Genomic DNA, 18,809 nt, shown 5'->3' with positions numbered 1-18,809 from the left:
TTAAGGTAATAAAATGTTTGATTTTAATGTAAAAACTCCAGCTTATATTTTAGAAGAAGAAAAATTGCGTAAAAATTGTGAGTTGTTAGCTTTTGTAGCAAAAGAAAGCGAAGTAAAAATTTTATTGGCTTTAAAAGGTTTTGCTTTTTCAGGAGCTTTAAAGATAGTAGGAGAATATTTGCAAGGTTGCACTTGTAGCGGACTTTGGGAAGCTAAATTTGCTAAAGAATATATGGATAAAGAAATTCATACTTATTCTCCTGCTTTTAAAGAAGATGAAATAAAAGAAATTTCAGATTTATCTCATCATATAGTGTTTAATTCTTTATATCAGTTTGAAAAATTTAGAAATTTATGCTCTAAAAATTCCTTAGGACTTCGTTGTAATTTAGAATTTTCTTTAGCACCAAAAGAGCTTTATAATCCTTGTGGAAGATATTCAAGACTTGGAATTTTAAGTAAAGATTTAGAAAATGCAAATTTAAGCGACGTAAAGGGACTTCATTTTCACGCTTTATGCGAGGAAAGTGCTGATGCTTTAGAAGCTGTTTTAAAAGTATTTGAAACAAAATTTGGCAAATGGATTAAGAAAATGCAATGGATTAATTTTGGAGGAGGGCATCATATAACCAAAAAAGGTTATGATGTGAAAAAATTAATTAGGCTTTGTAAGGAATTTAGCGATAAATATGGAGTGCAAGTATATCTTGAACCTGGTGAGGCAGTTGGTTGGCAATGTGGTATTTTACTAGCAAGCGTAATTGATATAGTAGAAAATGAGAAAAAAATAGCCATTTTAGATGTTTCAAGTGAAGCTCATATGCCAGATACTATTATTATGCCTTATACAAGTGAGGTTTTAAATGCAAGAATTTTAGCAACAAGAGAAAATGAAAAGATTTCAAATTTGCAAAAAGGAGAATTTGCTTATCTTTTAACAGGTAATACTTGTTTGGCTGGAGATGTAATGGGAGAATATGCTTTTAAAAAAGAATTAAAGCGAGGGGATAAAATAGTATTTTTGGATCAAATTCATTATTCTATAGTTAAAAATACCACTTTTAATGGAGTAATACTTCCTAATTTAATGCTTGCAAATAAACAAAATAAACTTCAAATGGTGAGAGAATTTTCTTATGAAGACTATGCTAGAAGGAATTAATATTATTCCTAAATAGCATAAAATAATTTATATTAATGAATTTTTGTAAATTTTAATTGAGATTTTTTATAGAATGTTTATAATAAGCATTTATATTATATAATATCTATATTATAGCTATTTGAGCAAATTTTAAGCCTTAATTTTTTTTATAAAATTCAGTTTTTTTTAAAACAAATCATACTAAGATAAAACTTGTATAAAATAAGGTAAAATCAAATATTAGGCTATATTTGCATAATAAAAACTTATTTTATTTCCTAAATTTTTAGCAAAGAATTTTATCTAGGATTTTGTATGGATTTAGCAAAATTAAGATTAGCTAGAAGTCTTTATTATCAGTGCTTTGGAGAACTTTTTGTATTTTCTTTTTCTAAGCAACGATTAGCTTTTTTAAATGATTGTCTAAAGATGATGAAAGAAACTTCATTTGATGAAAATTTAATTGATAGTTTTGATATTTTGATTGAAAATTCTAAAACAAAATTAAATTTATTTTTTGATGAATATGAAAATCTTTTTTTATCTCTTAAAAATTCTATTCCTATAACTTTTTCTTATATTGAAGAAGGTTTTGAAAATTCAAGAGCACTTATTTGCGTTAGAGAAATTCTTATAAAAAGCAAAATAAGGCGTAATGAAAAATTCTTCAAAGAAAGTGAAGATCATATAGGATTTTGCTTTTTTTTAATGAGTGAATTTTTAAAACTAGAAGAAGATATTTTGGCAAAAGAATTATTTGAAAAAGTTATTAATCAAAGTATTGATGAGTTTATTATTTTAATTTTAGAAAATGAAGAAGCAAAGCTTTATAAAGAAGTAGCTTATATCTTAAGTGCTTTTATAGAATTTGAAAGATCTTGTTTTGGGCTTGGCAAAAATATAAGAAATACTACTAAAAAAGTACAAAATGATTTATCTAGATCTGAATTCTTAAGAAGAGAGGTAAATAAAAAAAGGAGGTTGGGTGAAAAATCGTAGAGAATTTCTTAAACGATCAGTATTAGCTTTAGGTAGTGCTGGGTTGTTATCTGGTGCAAGTTTAGCTTTGGCTAAAGATGAAGATCGCAAAGATTTAATCAAAGGTAAAAGCAAAAAAAAAGAAGTGCTTTTTCAAAGAAGTGCTAATTGGGAAAATTATTATATAAAGGCTGAGTGATGTCAAGTATGAATGCAAGTATTAAACTTAATCGTCGTAATTTTTTAAAAATGGCTGCACTTTCTTCTTTAGCAACACCTCTTTTAGCAAGAAGTGAAAACATTAGAGAGGTAAATGATAGCGAAATTAAAGAAGCTTATGAGGGAAGTAAAAAAGTAAAAACAATTTGTACAGCTTGTTCTGTTGGTTGTGGCATTATTGCAGAAGTGCAAAATGGTGTTTGGGTACGTCAAGAAATTGCCCAAGATCATCCTATAAGTTTAGGCGGACACTGCTGCAAAGGTTCTGATATGATCGATATGGTGCGTTCTCATGTGCGTTTAAAATATCCTATGAAAAAAGAAAATGGAGAGTGGAAACGCATTTCATACGAACAAGCTTTAAGTGAAATTGGAGAAAAGCTAGCCACTTATCGCAAAGAAAATCCTGAAAGTGTTATGTTTTTAGGTTCTGCAAAGCTTAATAATGAACAAGCTTATTATATAAGAAAATTTGCAGCATTTTTTGGAACAAATAATGTAGATCATCAAGCTAGAATTTGACACAGCGCAACAGTCGCCGGTGTGGCGAATACATTTGGTTATGGCGCTATGACAAACCATCTTGGAGACATTCAAAGAAGTAAATGTATTATTATTATTGGAGCAAATCCAGCAGTAAATCACCCAGTAGGCTTTAGGCATTTTTTAAAGGCAAAAGAAAAAGGTGCTAAACTTATAGTTGTAGATCCTAGATTTACAAAAAGTGCAGCTAAGGCAGATATTTATGCAAGAATTCGTCCAGGAACAGATATTGCCTTTATGTATGGAATGTTAAAAATTATTTTTGATGAAGGTTTAGAAGATACAAAATATATTGATGAAAGAGTTTTTGGTATAGATAAAATTCGCGAAGAAGCTGCAAAATGGACAGCTGAGGAAGTAGAAAATGTTACAGGAATTCCAAAAGAACTTTTAATAAAAATTACCTATGAAGTCGCTAAAAATAAACCAACTACGCTTATTTGGGCTATGGGTTTAACTCAACACACTGTAGGAACTTCAAATACACGTTTAGCACCTATTGTGCAAATGGTACTTGGAAACATAGGTAAATTTGGCGGTGGAGTTAATATCTTACGCGGACACGATAATGTTCAAGGTGCTTCAGATATGGCGTGTTTGAGTGAAAATTTACCAGGTTATTATCCTTTAAATGAAGCGACTTGGAGATACTATGCCAAAATTTGGGGTGTGGATTATGAATGGCTTTTAGGGAATTTTGTAAGTAAAGATTGGATGCATAAAACTGGACTTTCACTTGCTAGATGGTGGGCAGCAGCTTTAAATGGAAAAGATGGAAATGATGCTATTGATAATGCTGGAACACCTTTAAAAGCTTTAGTAGTTATGGGAAATGGTATTACTTCGACCGCACAACAAGCCAAAGTTAAAGAAGGTTTAGAAGCTTTAGAACTTTTAGTTTTGGCAGATCCTTTTGTAAATGAAGCAGGAATCATTGCAGAAAGAAAAGATGGAATTTATCTTTTACCTGCAGCAACGCAGTTTGAAACAAGTGGAAGTGTAACTGCAACAAATCGTAGCGGACAATGGAGATTTAAGGTTGTAGATCCACTTTATGAAAGCAAAGAAGATCAAGAAATTTTATTTGAGCTTGCTAAAAAATTAGGTTTTTATGAAGACTTTACTAAAACTTTACGTGATGAAAAAGGTGAAATTGTTTGGCCTGAAAATGCTACAAAAGAAATTGCAAAAGCAGTTAGAAGTATAGGACTTAATGGTTGGAGTCCTGAGAGGCTTAAAAAACATACTTTGTATTGGGATAAATTTGATGAGGTAACTTTAGAGGGAAAAGATGAAGTTGCGGGTGAATATTACGGACTTCCTTGGCCTTGCTGGAGCGATAAACATCCAGGTTCTCCTGTACTTTATAATACTGATATCGAAGTGGCAAAAGGCGGTATGGGTTTTAGAAATAATTTTGGGCTTGAATATGAAGGTGAAAGTTTATTAGCTAAAAATGCACCTTTAAATTCACCTATTAATGTAGGATATCCGCAAATCACTAAAGATAATATAGAAAAAGTTTTAGGCATTACTTTAAGTGCAGAAGAAAAAGAAAAAATGGGATCAACTTGGTCTTATGATGATAGTGATATTATTGCGACTAAATGTATAGAAAAAGGTATTGTTCCTTATGGAAATGCTAAAGCTAGAGCTATTGTTTGGACTTTTAAAGATAAAATTCCACTTCACCGCGAACCACTTCATTCTCCAAGAAATGATTTAGTGCAAAAATATCCTAGTTTTGAAGATCAAAAAGCACTTTATCGTGTGGATACTAAATTTATTTCTGTGCAACAAGCAAAAGATTATTCTAAAGAATTCCCGCTTAATCTTGTTACTGCAAGGCTTGTAAATTTAAATGGTGCAGGTATGGAAAATAGAGCGTCTATGTATCTAACACGCTTAACTCCTGAAATGTTTTGCGAGATTAATCCTGAGTTAGCAAAAGAGCAAGATATTAAAGCAGGGGATATGATTTGGGTGCATTCTCCAGAGGGAACTAAAATTCATGTTAGAGTAAAGGTTAATCCAGGCATAGCAAAAGATATGATTTTCTTACCTTTTCATTTTACGGGTGTAATGCAAGGAGTAGATTTAACTCACAATTTCCCTAAAGGAACTAAACCTTATGCAAGTGGAGAAAGTGCAAATACTGTAACAAATTATGGTTATGATATTATGTGTCAGATTCCAGAGACTAAAGGTGGGCTTTGTAGAATCAGCAAGGATGGAAAATGAGTAAAATAAATTTTGCAAATTTAGAAAAAGAACGTTTAAAATTCTTTTGTGATAATGAGCGTTGTATCGATTGTAATGGCTGTGCGGTAGCTTGTGATGAAGCGCATGAACTTCCTATTCATATTCGCCGTCGTCGTGTAATCACCTTAAATGAAGGAATTCAAGGAAAAGAAGTTTCAACTTCTATTTCTTGTATGCATTGTGATGATGCTCCTTGTTCTATTGTTTGTCCTGTTGATTGTTTTTATATTCGTGCTGATGGTATTGTTTTGCATGATAAAGAGATTTGTATAGGTTGTGGATATTGTCTTTATGCTTGTCCTTTTGGGGCTCCTCAGTTTCCAAAAGATAGTGTATTTGGTAATAAAGGCATTATGGATAAATGTACTATGTGTGCAGGAGGTCCTGAAGAGACTAATTCAGAAAAAGAAAGAGAACTTTATGGGCAAAATCGTATTGCAGAAGGTAAAGTGCCAGTATGTGCGGCTATGTGTTCAACAAAAGCACTTTTAGTCGGCGAAAGCTCTAAAATAGAAGAAATTTATCACAATAGACTTACAAATAGAAATTATGGTATTTTAAATCCTTCAGAAAGTATAGAATGGAAAATTGCTTATACTAGAAAGGAACGCTTATGATAAAAGTATTAATAGCACTTTTAACAAGTTTTGTAAGTTTATTTGCCTATGGCAATGAGAGAATGGGACAAGATACTCAAATTTGGGATTTTCATCGTATCACAAATATCCCAAATTATGATAATTTTGGCAAACTTTGGACAACCTTACAAGGTGAATATATAGCCACTATAGCTTTAATTGCTATAATTGCAGTATTAGCTGCTTTTGCTTTACATTATATGATAATAGGACCTAAACAATTCTCTCACGATGGAAAGAAAATTTATGCCTTTACCTTGTTTGAAAGAATTTTTCATTTTATAGCAGCAATTTCTTGGGTTATTTTAGTTCCAACAGGATTTATTATGATGTTTGGATCTTATTTTGGAGGAGGAGTTTTTGTAAGAGTTTGTAAAAATTTACACGCTTTTGCAACAATTTTATTTATCATTTCTATTATCCCTATGTTTTTATGCTGGATTAAAAGAATGCTTCCTGCAAGTTATGATATTAGATGGATGATGATAGTTGGAGGTTATTTAAGTAAAGTAAAACGTCCAGTACCTGCAGGTAAATTTAATTTTGGTCAAAAGTCTTGGTATTATATTGCTGTATTTGGTGGCTTTTTGATGATAATTACAGGTGGATTTATGTATTTTCTTGATTTTAATTCTGTAGCAATTCAAAATCTTTTTGGTTTAACTCAAATTGAACTTTTAAGAATTTCAGCCATTATTCATAATTTCTTAGGAATAGTATGTGCAGTATTTTTTGGAGTACATATTTATATGGCTGTTTTTGCTATAAAAGGAAGTATCCATTCTATGATTAATGGTTATAAAGAAGAAGAAGAAGTTTATATACTCCATTCTTACTGGTATAAAGAACTAAGCAATAAAAAACAGATTGAACCTACTTTCTCTTATGATTCTAGTGTGAAAATTTGATGTGTTTTTATTATGCTATAATTTCCTAAAATTAGTTTAGGAAATTATATGCAAGAACAAATTCAAATTACAAGAAAATATTTTTATGAATTTTTTTCTTTAGCTTTTGATTTTATAGATGAAGAAAAATTTAATATTTTTATAACGCAGGCAAAATTTTTAAGTCAAATTCCTTTAGAAGATAAGCTTACTAAAGATTTTGAGATTATTTTAACTTATGATTTAAAAACTTTTTTACAGGAACAAAATGCAGTATTTTTTGATTTTTCTTATGTAAATGTTCCTACTACAGCTTCGTTTTATGATGAAGGAAGAGATGATGGTAGAAAAAAACTCCAAGCTTGTGCAATTTTACGTAAAAGTCCTTATAGAAAAGATGAAAAATCATCACAAAGTGAAGATGAATTTGGTTTTATTTTCGCTTTAATGCCTTATTTGATTGATTTTGATAAAGAATTAGCAAAAGAATTTTTTGAAAAAATTTTAAATTCAGTAATTGATGAATTTATTGAAAAATTAAAAATTCATAAAAATTCTAATTTTTTTATCCATTTTGGAAATATTATGGAGGTATTTTTTAAATTTGAGAGAAGTATTTTGAATTTAGAAAAACCTAAAAAAACAACTTCTAAAAGCATAGCCGATATTGCCTTAGAGCGTTTACCTTATGAATCAAAACTTCCAACTCAATTTAGTAAAATTAATATTGATGAGTTAAGCAAACTTTAAACTCTATAATCGTCCTTTATTTTATTGATAATTTACGCTTTTAATTTTTTTTTATATTTAATTATGTAGAATTTGAATAAATTTGAGTATATTTATCGATATATAGAGTATTTAAAAATATTCAAAATTTACTTAAAATTATAAAAAGGGGAGTATATGAATGGAAATTCATCAAGGCGTAATTTTCTTCGTAAGTCTTTAAAAGTAGGAGCAACTGCTTTAGTTGTTTCAAGTGTAGCAAAAGCAGCAACACAAACAGAACTTTTAGATAAAGAAAAGAATGTTATATTTGGCAAAAGCAATAAAAATGAAGTTCTTTATCAAGAAACAGCTCATTGGGAAGCTTATTATAAAGCAGCTTATTAAAAAACTAAAGAAAGGAATAAAATGGTATTAGCTAGAAGGAATTTTTTAAAATTTGCAGCTATATCTTCTTTGGCAACTAGTGCTTTTGGTGTAGAAAATAAAAATTTACGTCAAGCTAGCAAAGAAGAAATTGCAAATCCTTATCCTAATTCAAAAATAGTTCGAACAATTTGCACCATTTGTAGTGCGGGTTGTGGGATAAAAGCCGAAGTTCAAGATGGTGTTTGGGTGCGTCAAGAAAATGCTGTAGAACATCCTATTTCTCAAGGTTCTCATTGTTGTAAAGGGATTGATCAAATTGATCTTACTAAATCAAAACAACGTATTAAATATCCTATGAAAAAAGAAAATGGTAAATGGATTCGTTTAAGTTGGGAACAAGCTATTAATGAAATAGGCGATAAGATGCTTGATATCCGTAATGAAAGTGGGCCTGATAGTGTTATGTTTTTGGGTTCTGCTAAATTTAATAATCAACAAGCTTATTATTTTAGAAAATTTGCAGCTTTTTGGGGAACAAATAATATAGATCATGTAGCTAGAATTTGACATAGTGCAACAGTTGCCGGTGTGGCAAATACATGGGGTTATGGCGCTATGACAAATCATTTTGGCGATGTTTGTAAAAATTCAAAAATGATGATTATTTTTGGAGCTAATACTGCGGTTGCAAATCCTATAGGTTTTAAACATTTACTTCGTGCAAAAGATCGAAATAATGCAAAATTAGTTGTAGTAGATCCTGTTTATACAAAAACTGCTGTTCATGCAGATGAATACGTAAGAATTCGCCCAGGGACAGATATAGCTTTAGTCTATGGTATGCTTCATCTTATCTTTAAAAATGGTTGGGAAGATAAAGAATTTATCAAAACACGTTCTTATGGTGTTGATGAAATCAAAGAAGAAGCTGCAAAATGGACTCCTGAAGAAGTAGAAAATGTTACAGGTGTTCCAGCAGCTCAACTTGAAAAAATTACTCAAATGTTAGCAACAATTAAACCTGCTACACTTTTTTGGGCTTTAGGTATTACTCAGCATTCTGTTGGTAGTTCAAATACACGTGTTTTAGCGATTTTACAACTTGTTTTAGGAAATGTAGGTAAAGAAGGAGCCGGAACAAATATTATTCGCGGACACGATAATGTTCAAGGTGCTACTGATATGGGTTGTCTAGCTGATACCTTGCCAGCTTATTATGGTTTAGGTAATGATGCTTGGGAGCATTTTTGCAATGTTTGGGGAGTGGATATGGAATATATGAAAAGTCGTTTTGCACCCCCAAGTGATGGTAAAAATTGGATGAATGAGAAAGGATTTTCGCTTGCTAGATGGTGGCAAGGTGTTAAAGGTGTTATACCTTATGGGAATGATAAAGTCGTTTCAAATTCAAACATACGTGTTCTTTGGGTTCAAGGTACTGGAATTACTTCTATGGCACATACGGTTAAAATTCAAGAAGCTCTTAAAAAACTTGATATGATAGTTATTGCCGAACCTTTTGTTAATGAGGTAGCGGTTTTAGCTGATCGTCCAGATGGAATTTATATTATTCCAGCTTCAACTCAATTTGAAAGTGAAGGTTATGTAACAGCTACAAATCGTGCTATGCAATGGCGTTCTCAAGTTGTAAAACCAATATATGAAAGTAAAGAAGATCAAGAAATTATGTTTGCTTTTGCTAAGAAATTCGGTTTTTATGATGAATATACACGCGGAATGAAAATGCAAGTGTTAGATTATGAATTAAAACAGGTGAAAACAGATAATGAATCTTTTATTTGGCCTGATGATGCAACAACTGAGATGAGTAATGGACTTTTAAGCATAGGGTTACGTGGAATTTCAGCAGAGCGTTTAAGAAAGCATCAACAAAATTGGGAAAATTTCGATCCTGATACTCAAGAAGGTTTAAGTGGAGAAGTTAAGGGTGAATATTACGGACTTCCTTGGCCTTGTTGGGATCAAGAACATCCTGGAACTGCTATTTTATGGAATAAAGATATTCCTTATGCGCGTGGAGGTATGGGATTTAGAAATCGTTTTGGATTAGAACATAATGGAGTAAGTCAGCTTGCAGATGATTCTATAAGCTTAAAAGATTGTAAGGTCAAAGGTGGATATCCGCAAATCACTAAAGATAATATAGAAAAAGTATTTAATATTAAGCTTAGTAATGAAGAAAAAGCTAAAATGGGATCTAGTTGGAGTACTGATATTTCAGGTATTATCTTGGAAAAATGTCGTCAATTAGGAGCTTGTTGTTTGGGAAATGCTAGAGCTAGAGCTATAGTTTGGGAATTTGCTGATCCTATTCCTAAACATAGAGAACCTATCCATTCTCCTCGTTGGGATCTAGTGCAAAAATATCCTACTTGGGACGATCAAGAAAAACCAAATTTCCGTGTCACCACTGCTTTTAAAAGCGAACAACAAAGAAAGGATTGGAGTAAAGAATTTCCTATTATTGTTTCTAGTATGCGACTTGTTAATCTTAGTGGCGCAGGTATGCTAGAAAGAACAAGTAAATATTTAGCAGCTATTACTCCTGAAATGTTTGCAAATGTTCATCCTGAACTTGCCTTAAAGTATGGTATAAAAAATGGAGATATGATGTGGATACATTCTCCTCAAGGAACAAAAATAAAAGTAAAATGTGTTCATAATCTTTCAGTAACTCCAGACAGAATTTGTATGCCTTATAACTTTGCGGGGATATTACAAGGAGTAGATTTAAGTCACAATTATCCAGAAGGGACAAAACCTTATACTATAGGTGAGAGTTCAAATACTATTACAAACTATGGTTTTGATATTAATACGCAAATTTCTGAATTTAATGCAGGTCTTTGCAGGATAGAAAAGGCATAAATATGACTAGAATAAAATTTTTTGTAGATACTCAAAGATGTACTTCGTGTTTTGCTTGTCAAGTGGCTTGTTCAAGTGCGCATGAAGTACCTGTAGAAATTAATCGTCGTAAAGTGGTTACTTTAAATGAAGGAATTCAAGGAAAAGAAGTTTCAACTACTATAGCTTGTATGCATTGTGATGATGCTCCTTGTTCTATTGTTTGCCCTGTTGATTGTTTTTATATTCGTGCTGATGGTATTGTTTTGCATGATAAGAAAAAATGTATAGGTTGTGGATATTGTCTTTATGCTTGTCCTTTTGGTGCACCTCAGTTTCCTAGACATGGAGTTTTTAATGTCAAAGGTGAAATGGATAAATGTACTATGTGCGCAGGAGGTCCTGAAGAGACTAATTCAGAAAAAGAAAGAGAACTTTATGGGCAAAATCGTATTGCAGAAGGTAAAGTGCCTATGTGTGCAGCAGTTTGCTCCACTAATGCTTTACTCGTTGGCGAAAGCTCTAAAATAGAAGAAATTTATCACAATAGACTTACAAATAGAAATTATGGTATTTTAAATCCTTCAGAAAGTATAGAATGGAAAATTGCTTATACTAGAAAGGAACGCTTATGATAAAAGTATTAATAGCACTTTTAACAAGTTTTGTAAGTTTATTTGCCTATGGCAATGAGAGAATGGGACAAGATACTCAAATTTGGGATTTTCATCGTATCACAAATATCCCAAATTATGATAATTTTGGCAAACTTTGGACAACCTTACAAGGTGAATATATAGCCACTATAGCTTTAATTGCTATAATTGCAGTATTAGCTGCTTTTGCTTTACATTATATGATAATAGGACCTAAACAATTCTCTCACGATGGAAAGAAAATTTATGCCTTTACCTTGTTTGAAAGAATTTTTCATTTTATAGCAGCAATTTCTTGGGTTATTTTAGTTCCAACAGGATTTATTATGATGTTTGGATCTTATTTTGGAGGAGGAGTTTTTGTAAGAGTTTGTAAAAATTTACACGCTTTTGCAACAATTTTATTTATCATTTCTATTATCCCTATGTTTTTATGCTGGATTAAAAGAATGCTTCCTGCAAGTTATGATATTAGATGGATGATGATAGTTGGAGGTTATTTAAGTAAAGTAAAACGTCCAGTACCTGCAGGTAAATTTAATTTTGGTCAAAAGTCTTGGTATTATATTGCTGTATTTGGTGGCTTTTTGATGATAATTACAGGTGGATTTATGTATTTTCTTGATTTTAATTCTGTAGCAATTCAAAATCTTTTTGGTTTAACTCAAATTGAACTTTTAAGAATTTCAGCCATTATTCATAATTTCTTAGGAATAGTATGTGCAGTATTTTTTGGAGTACATATTTATATGGCTGTTTTTGCTATAAAAGGAAGTATCCATTCTATGATTAATGGTTATAAAGAAGAAGAAGAAGTTTATATACTCCATTCTTACTGGTATAAAGAACTAAGCAATAAAAAACAGATTGAACCTACTTTCTCTTATGATTCTAGTGTGAAAATTTGATACTGTTTGACTTTCTAAAAATTTTTTAGAAAGTCTTTATAATTATTATCTTATTTTATTATGATTTAATTTTTCTTTTATCTTAATGTTATACTTTAAATAATATTTACTGATTTTAAAATATAGTTAAAGGAAAAATATGGCTTATACAATCATAGAAGTAGAAAGAAAAACAGGAGTTTCTAGTAGAACGCTTAGATTTTGGTTAGATAAGGGTTTGTTTCCTTTTGTGGAAAAAGATAAAAATGGAGTGCGTTATTTTAGTGAAAAAGATTTAGAGTGGGTGGTTTGGGTAGATTGTTATAGACAAATTGGTATGAGTATAGAGGATGTTAAAAAATATATTTTTTTATGTATTAAAGGAAAAAATACAGCAAAAGAGAGATTAGAAATTATTTTAAAACTAAAAGAAAAAACATTAAAAGATGTAAAGAAATTAGAAAATATTTTGGAAAAACTTGATTTTAAAATAGATTATTATGAAAAAATGATTATGGAAAATAAAGATGAATTAAATCCTTTAAGCAAAGATTATGTTAAATGTAAAAGGTGTGTAAAAATTTAAAAATATTAATTTTTACTCTTGACTTACACTAGATGTTAGATTTTATACTTTTAAAAATTTAAAATCGAAAGGATAAAATGCTAACCCTAAACAAAGATAAAATGTCTAATTCCCAAATTATTTTAGTATTTTGTTTAGGTGTATTTGGAATTTTAAGTACAGAGCTTGGGATGATGGGGATCATTCCTGTAGTATCTGAAAATTTTCATGTGAGTATTTCTGATGCAGGTTGGAGTGTGAGTGTTTTTGCACTCGTAATAACTTTTTGTGCACCTATAGTTCCTTTGCTTTGTGTAAATTTCAATCCTAAAAAATTAATGCTTATTTGTCTTTTAGTTTTTGTATTTTCTTCTTTGGCAAGTGCTTTTGTAAATGAGTTTTGGCAATTGCTTATTTTTAGAGCTATCCCTGCTTTTTTCCATCCTATTTATATAGCTCTTGTTTTAAGTATGGCTACTAATTTAGTTGAAGATAAAAAAGAAGTCCCAAAAGCTACAGCTAAGATTTTTGCAGCAGTGAGTGCAGGGATGGTTTTAGGTGTGCCTATGACTAGTTATTTTGGTGGAAATTTTAGCTTTGAAGTAGCAATGTTATTTTTTTGTATTTTAAATAGCTTATCTTTTATAGCAACTTTGTTGTTTGTACCTGATTTTAAAAGGATAAATTCTATTAAAATAACTAAGCAATTGCTTATCTTAAGATATCCACTTTTGTGGATTAGCATTCTTTGTGTTATCTGTGTAAATGCTGGAATTTGGGGATTTTATTCTTATTTTTCTGATTTTTTGCATAGTGTAGCAAAGATGAATTTTACTTTCATTAGTATTGTATTAGCTATTTACGGTTTTTCAAATATTATAGGTAATTATATAGCAGGAAAAACTCTTGTTAAAAATGCACATTTTACTTTACTTTTAACGCCTTTGATTATGATCATATTTTATACTTTACTTTTTAATTTTTATGGCCAAATTATGTTAATTATGTTTGCTTTTATATTAGGAATTTTAGCTGGAATAATGAATAATGGCACACATTTTATAATAAATCATCCTTTTCCAAAAGCTCCTGATTTGAGCAATGGACTTTTTATAAGTGTAGCTAATATAGGATTAAGTAGTGGAACAGCTATTTGTGGGATGGTTATATCTTTAAGTAACACCCGCTTTATCATTATAAGCACTATTTTTTTGTTGATTTTAGGAATTATGATGATTTTATTAAGAAGGAGGATAGAAAAAGTGAAATTAAGATTTTAATTTCCAAATTTAATAAGCTTATATTTTATACTAAAAGGAGATAAAATGAAAACTTTAATTATTTTTGCTCATACTTTTTGGAAAGATTCAAAAGTAAATCGTGCTTTATTAGAAAGCATAAAAGATATAAATAATTTAAAAATTCACAATCTTAGCACAAGCTATAATGATGGAAAAATTGATATTAATAAAGAACTTGCTTTGCTAAAAGAAGCAGATAAAATTATATTTCAATTTCCGCTTTTTTGGTTTAGTACCCCAAGTTTGCTTAAAGAATGGCAAGATAGAGTTTTAAGTGCAATTTTATATGGAGAAAAAGAGCTTTTAAAAGGTAAAATTTTTCAAGTTATTACAACTTTGGGTGGGGCTGAACAAAGTTATGATGGCCATCATGGTGCTACTTTAGAAGAGCTTTTAAAGCCTATTTATTATAGTTTTGAGTATTTAGGTTGTAAAAGTGTTAAGCCCTATGCTATTTTTAATGCAAGCGTTGATGGTCTTGATTTAAATGTCTATAAAAATTACTTAGTATAGTAATTTAAAATAGTTTTTTGCTATAAGTTGTTAAACTTATAGCTTTTTATCAAATATAAATTTTAAAAGAGTAGCAAATAAAGCTATTTTTCTAATAATATAAAATAATGAAAAATTAAAAAGTGTATAAAAATTTAAAAATATTAATTTTTACTCTTGACTTACACTAGCTGTTATGTTTTATACTTTTTGAAATTAAATTTCAAGGAGCGATAATGCAACGCAGAAAATTTTTTAAAAACACTATGATTTTAGCCGCTGGAACCACTTTGATAAATTCTGCATTAAGTGCAAAAGAAAATAATTCTTTAATGCAAAATGATCCTGAATTTTATGAAATTTTTAATTATTTTAGTGAAGTAGAAGTAACAAAATATAATAAATTAGATAAACAAAACACCCATTTAGTTAAATTAGCAGCCATAATTGCAAATGGCGGTAGTTTAGATTTTTTTAAAGAGTATTTAAATATAGCTTTAGCACAAAATATAAATCCTGTAGCCATTAAAGAGCTTATTTATCAAAGCGTGCCTTATTTAGGTTTTAGTAAGGTTTATAAATTTTTAGAGCTTTGTAATAAAATTTTTAAAGAATCCAATATATCTTTACCACTTAAAAATCAAGGGACCACTACTAAAGAAAATCGTTATGAAGAAGGTTTAAAGCTTCAAGTGCATATATTTAAAGAGGCAATTTTAAAAGGCAATGAAGATACTCCAGAAGATATGAAGCATATTAGAGAATTTTTAAGTTCTAATTGTTTTGGAGATTATTACACAAGAAAAGGTTTGGATTTAAAGACAAGAGAACTTTTAACTTTTGTTTTTTTAGCAAGTTTAGGAGGCTGTGAAAATCAGCTTAAAGGTCATATACAAGGGAATTTTAATATGAAAAATAATAGAGATATTTTAATTAGCACTTTAACACAAATTTGCCCTTTTATAGGTTATCCTAAAACATTAAATGCACTAAATTTGATAGAAGAAACAAGTAAAAAGTAAAATTTACTCTTGACTTACACTAGATGTTAGGTTTTATACTTTTAGTTAAATTATATAGAAAAATGTTTTGATAGCTAAGATTTAATAGTTTTCATTTAATTTAAAAATATTAATTTTTAATAAAAAAGGATAAAAAATGCAAAGAAGAGATTTTTTAAAAACATCAAGTATGGTAGCTTTAGGAACTTTAGCAATAGATTCTAATCTTTTGGCAAAAGAAAACACACAAGAAAAAACTAATAAACTTTTTTTAAATCCTAGCGAAGAAGCACTTAAAAATGTCAGCAAAAATCCTTTTGGTTTGGTTTATGAAAATGCTATAACTAAAAATCAAAAAGGTTGGGTAAATATTAAAAAAGTAAGTTATGGAACAAAAAACAATAAAAGTGTAGCCAATCTTTATTTACCTGCAAATTTTAATGCAAAATTAAGATATCCAGCTATTGTTGTAGCTCATCCAAATGGCGGAGTTAAAGAGCAAGTTGCAGGGCTTTTTGCACAAAAATTAGCAGAGCTTGGTTATATTACTTTAGCTTTTGATGCTTTTTATCAAGGGGAAAGTCAAGGTTTTCCACGCAATAAAGATATTCCATCAAGTAGAGTTGAGGATATCTCTAAAGCAATTGATTTTTTAGATACTTTTAAAGGAGTAGATAAGGAAAGAATAGGAATTTTAGGAATTTGTGGAGGAGGTGGCTACACATTAAAAGCAGCACAAAAAGATAAAAGATTAAAAGCAGTGGCAACTTTAAGTGCTTTTAATACAGGACTTGTGCGTCGCAATGGTTTTTTAAATAGCGAGCTTGATAAGATCCAAGAAAAATTATTAAATGCAAGCAAAGCAAGAGAATTAGAGGCTATAAGTGGTAAAATAAACTATACAGGTTTTGCTCCAAAAAAATTAAGCAAAGAAGAACTTGATAAAATTCCTACCGATCTTTATCGTGAGGGTATGATTTATTATGGTGATACTCACGCACATCCTAATTCTAGTTTTATTTATACAACAAGTTCTTTAATGGAGCTTATGAGTTTTGATGCAACTGATCAAATCGAGCTTATTAATCAGCCTTTACTTATGCTTGTAGGTGATAAAGCAGATACAGCTTATATGAGCAAAGAAGCTTTTGATAAGGCAATAGGAACTCAAAATAAAAAACTTTATACTATAAATAACGCCACTCATATACAAACTTATTATAAAAAGGAGGCGGTAGATGAAAGTTTAAATAAACTTAAAAGTTTTTATGAGAAGAATTTAAAAAATTGAGTTTAAGGATAAAAAATGCAAAAAAGAAGATTAAGAAATTTAGAAGTGAGTGTCTTAGGGCTTGGTTGTATGGGAATGAGCTTTGGTTATGGAGAAGCTAAAGATGAAAAAGAGATGATAACACTCATTCATAAGGCAAAGGATCTTGGCATTGATTTTTTTGATACAGCTGAAGTTTATGGTCCTTTTATTAATGAAGAATTAGTAGGTAAAGCAATAAAACCTTTTAGAAATGAAGCAGTGTTAGCAACAAAATTTGGTATCAGAATTGAGGGCACTAAACAAATTGTTGATAGCACACTTAGTAAAATCAGACAAAGTTTAGAAGGTAGTTTGAAGCGTTTGCAAACAGATTGCATTGATCTTTATTATCAACATAGAGTTGATACAAATGTTCCAGTTGAAGAAGTTGCTAATTTAATGAGCGATTTTTATAAAGAAGGAAAAATCAAAGCTTGGGGTATGAGTGAAGCAGGAATTCAAAGTATTAAAAGAGCTCATGCGGTATTCCCACTTAGTGCGGTGCAAAGCGAGTATTCTTTATGGTGGAGAGAACCTGAAAATGAACTTTTAAAAGTTTTAGAAGAATTAAATATAGGTTTTGTTCCTTTTTCTCCTTTAGGAAAAGGATTTTTAGCAGGTAAATTTGATGCAAATTCTACTTTTGAAAATAATGACTTTAGATCACAAGTTCCGCGTTTTAAAAGTGAGAATTTAAAAGCTAATTTAGACTTAGTTTATGCATTAGAAGATATAGCAAAAGCTAAAAATGCTACTTTAGCACAAATTGCTCTTGCTTGGGTTTTGGCACAAAAAGCATTTATTGCACCTATTTTTGGAACAACAAATTTGCAAAGATTAGAAGAAAATATTAATGCTATTAATATTGATTTTACTCAAGATGAATTAAGTCATTTAAAGAATATCTTAGACAAAATAACAATCAAAGGAGATCGTTATGCAGGTGAAGCAGCTCTTAGAGTTGGGAAATAAAAAAATTAGTTTATTTCTTATAGCGATTTTATGTAATCTTCTTGAAGGAGTGCAAATGCAAGAACTTGAAAGTAAAGGAATTTATGGAAATTTTAAAGGAGATAGTAAAATTTTTAGCGGAAATGTAAAAGTTTCTATGATGTTTAAGTCAAATGAGTGGAGGAATTTTAGTGGAGCCTTAGTTGAATTTGATCCTAGTGCAAGAAGTGCGTGGCATACACATCCGCAAGGACAAACTTTAATTGTTACAAATGGAGAAATTCTTACAAAAGTACCAGGACAAAAAGCATTTATTGCCAAAAAAGGCGATGTGATAAGTTGTCCTATAGGGGTAAAACATTTTCATGGTGCAACCAATACAAGTAGTGGGGCACATATAGCACTTACGGGTGAAAAAGATGGCAAAAATGTAGAGTGGTTTGAGCTTGTAAGTGATAAAGAATATAAGGAGGCATTAGATGAAGCAAAAAAATAAAATTATAAAATTAATGGCATTAGCTTTATTTTTTATTTTAGGAGTTAATATGCAAGCGCAAGAATTTATGAGTGTTAAAATTTCAGAAATAGAAGTTGATTGTAAATATTTAGAAGAATATAAAAAAATTCTAAAAGAAGAAAGTGAATTAAGCGTAAGAGAAGAAGATGGAGTTTTGGTGCTTTATGCCCTATCTCATAAAGATAATCCTTGTAAATTTAGCATTGTAGAATCTTATAAAGATGAAGAAAGTTATCAAAAGCATATACAAAGCGAACATTTTCAAAGATATAAGCAAGGCACTTTGCATATGGTAAAAAGTTTAAAATTTATTCCATTAGAAGCTTTAAGTCCTAATATGCGATTAAACAAAGAATTTTAATAAATTCTATAAAGCTTTAATTCAATTTAAGCTAAAACAATAAGTATGAACAATAAGTATAAGCTATATAGATATTAGTATATAAGGATAAATTTAATTATTAAAGATAAAAATTTAAACACTTAATAA

General features: G+C 29.9%; 19 protein-coding genes. All 19 read left to right on the top strand.

The window, feature by feature from the left end:
- Positions 1–13 precede the first annotated feature (13 nt).
- The 19 genes from nspC (at position 14) to GQV94_RS06280 (ending at position 18,680) form a co-directional block, all read left to right on the top strand.
- Complete coding sequence (gene nspC / locus GQV94_RS06370; RefSeq protein ID WP_200170209.1) at positions 14–1,162, top strand: carboxynorspermidine decarboxylase; 1,149 nt, start codon at positions 14–16, stop codon at positions 1,160–1,162.
- A 297-nt stretch (positions 1,163–1,459) separates the two neighbouring features.
- Entirely contained in the window at positions 1,460–2,143 is a 684-nt protein-coding gene (locus tag GQV94_RS06365; protein ID WP_200170208.1) for a TorD/DmsD family molecular chaperone, read from the top strand.
- Positions 2,130–2,321 carry a Tat pathway signal protein gene (locus GQV94_RS06360; protein WP_200170207.1) on the top strand — a complete coding sequence of 64 codons (192 nt, stop codon included), beginning with the start codon at positions 2,130–2,132 and terminating at the stop codon, positions 2,319–2,321. The genes GQV94_RS06365 and GQV94_RS06360 overlap by 14 nt, the downstream gene beginning before the upstream one ends.
- On the top strand, positions 2,321–5,125 hold the full coding sequence (locus GQV94_RS06355) for a formate dehydrogenase subunit alpha (protein WP_200170206.1): 2,805 nt from the start codon (positions 2,321–2,323) through the stop codon (positions 5,123–5,125). The genes GQV94_RS06360 and GQV94_RS06355 overlap by 1 nt, the downstream gene beginning before the upstream one ends.
- A complete protein-coding gene (fdh3B, locus tag GQV94_RS06350) occupies positions 5,122–5,763 on the top strand; it encodes a formate dehydrogenase FDH3 subunit beta (RefSeq protein ID WP_200170205.1) in 642 nt (213 codons plus the stop codon). The genes GQV94_RS06355 and fdh3B (GQV94_RS06350) overlap by 4 nt, the downstream gene beginning before the upstream one ends.
- Positions 5,760–6,692, top strand: coding sequence for a formate dehydrogenase subunit gamma (locus tag GQV94_RS06345; protein ID WP_200170200.1), 933 nt, complete (start codon positions 5,760–5,762; stop codon positions 6,690–6,692). Before fdh3B (GQV94_RS06350) ends, GQV94_RS06345 begins: the two co-directional genes overlap by 4 nt.
- 48 nt (positions 6,693–6,740) lie before the next feature.
- On the top strand, positions 6,741–7,421 hold the full coding sequence (locus GQV94_RS06340) for a TorD/DmsD family molecular chaperone (RefSeq protein ID WP_200170204.1): 681 nt from the start codon (positions 6,741–6,743) through the stop codon (positions 7,419–7,421).
- A 156-nt stretch (positions 7,422–7,577) separates the two neighbouring features.
- Entirely contained in the window at positions 7,578–7,787 is a 210-nt protein-coding gene (locus GQV94_RS06335; RefSeq protein ID WP_200170203.1) for a Tat pathway signal protein, read from the top strand.
- Positions 7,788–7,808: 21 nt separating this feature from the next.
- Positions 7,809–10,658 carry a formate dehydrogenase subunit alpha gene (locus GQV94_RS06330; protein WP_200170202.1) on the top strand — a complete coding sequence of 950 codons (2,850 nt, stop codon included), beginning with the start codon at positions 7,809–7,811 and terminating at the stop codon, positions 10,656–10,658.
- A gap of 2 nt (positions 10,659–10,660) precedes the next feature.
- Complete coding sequence (gene fdh3B / locus GQV94_RS06325) at positions 10,661–11,272, top strand: formate dehydrogenase FDH3 subunit beta (RefSeq protein ID WP_200170201.1); 612 nt, start codon at positions 10,661–10,663, stop codon at positions 11,270–11,272.
- Positions 11,269–12,201, top strand: coding sequence for a formate dehydrogenase subunit gamma (locus tag GQV94_RS06320; protein ID WP_200170200.1), 933 nt, complete (start codon positions 11,269–11,271; stop codon positions 12,199–12,201). Before fdh3B (GQV94_RS06325) ends, GQV94_RS06320 begins: the two co-directional genes overlap by 4 nt.
- Positions 12,202–12,340: 139 nt before the next feature.
- Complete coding sequence (locus tag GQV94_RS06315) at positions 12,341–12,766, top strand: MerR family transcriptional regulator (RefSeq protein ID WP_200170199.1); 426 nt, start codon at positions 12,341–12,343, stop codon at positions 12,764–12,766.
- A 77-nt stretch (positions 12,767–12,843) separates the two neighbouring features.
- Complete coding sequence (locus GQV94_RS06310; RefSeq protein ID WP_200170198.1) at positions 12,844–14,025, top strand: MFS transporter; 1,182 nt, start codon at positions 12,844–12,846, stop codon at positions 14,023–14,025.
- A 45-nt stretch (positions 14,026–14,070) separates the two neighbouring features.
- Positions 14,071–14,559 carry an NAD(P)H-dependent oxidoreductase gene (locus tag GQV94_RS06305; RefSeq protein WP_200170197.1) on the top strand — a complete coding sequence of 163 codons (489 nt, stop codon included), beginning with the start codon at positions 14,071–14,073 and terminating at the stop codon, positions 14,557–14,559.
- Between the two features lie 215 nt (positions 14,560–14,774).
- Complete coding sequence (locus GQV94_RS06300) at positions 14,775–15,560, top strand: carboxymuconolactone decarboxylase family protein (protein WP_200170196.1); 786 nt, start codon at positions 14,775–14,777, stop codon at positions 15,558–15,560.
- A 136-nt stretch (positions 15,561–15,696) separates the two neighbouring features.
- Positions 15,697–16,830, top strand: a complete 1,134-nt coding sequence (locus GQV94_RS06295) for an alpha/beta hydrolase (protein WP_234126442.1) — start codon at positions 15,697–15,699, stop codon at positions 16,828–16,830.
- A gap of 15 nt (positions 16,831–16,845) precedes the next feature.
- Positions 16,846–17,823, top strand: a complete 978-nt coding sequence (locus tag GQV94_RS06290; protein ID WP_200170195.1) for an aldo/keto reductase — start codon at positions 16,846–16,848, stop codon at positions 17,821–17,823.
- 55 nt (positions 17,824–17,878) lie between these two features.
- A complete protein-coding gene (locus GQV94_RS06285; protein ID WP_200170194.1) occupies positions 17,879–18,298 on the top strand; it encodes a cupin domain-containing protein in 420 nt (139 codons plus the stop codon).
- Positions 18,282–18,680, top strand: coding sequence for a putative quinol monooxygenase (locus GQV94_RS06280; RefSeq protein WP_234126439.1), 399 nt, complete (start codon positions 18,282–18,284; stop codon positions 18,678–18,680). The genes GQV94_RS06285 and GQV94_RS06280 overlap by 17 nt, the downstream gene beginning before the upstream one ends.
- Positions 18,681–18,809: the final 129 nt, after the last annotated feature.

The organism is Campylobacter sp. TTU_617, assembly GCF_016599045.1.
GTDB lineage: Bacteria > Campylobacterota > Campylobacteria > Campylobacterales > Campylobacteraceae > Campylobacter_D.
This window is presented reverse-complemented; position numbering and strand designations above follow the sequence as displayed.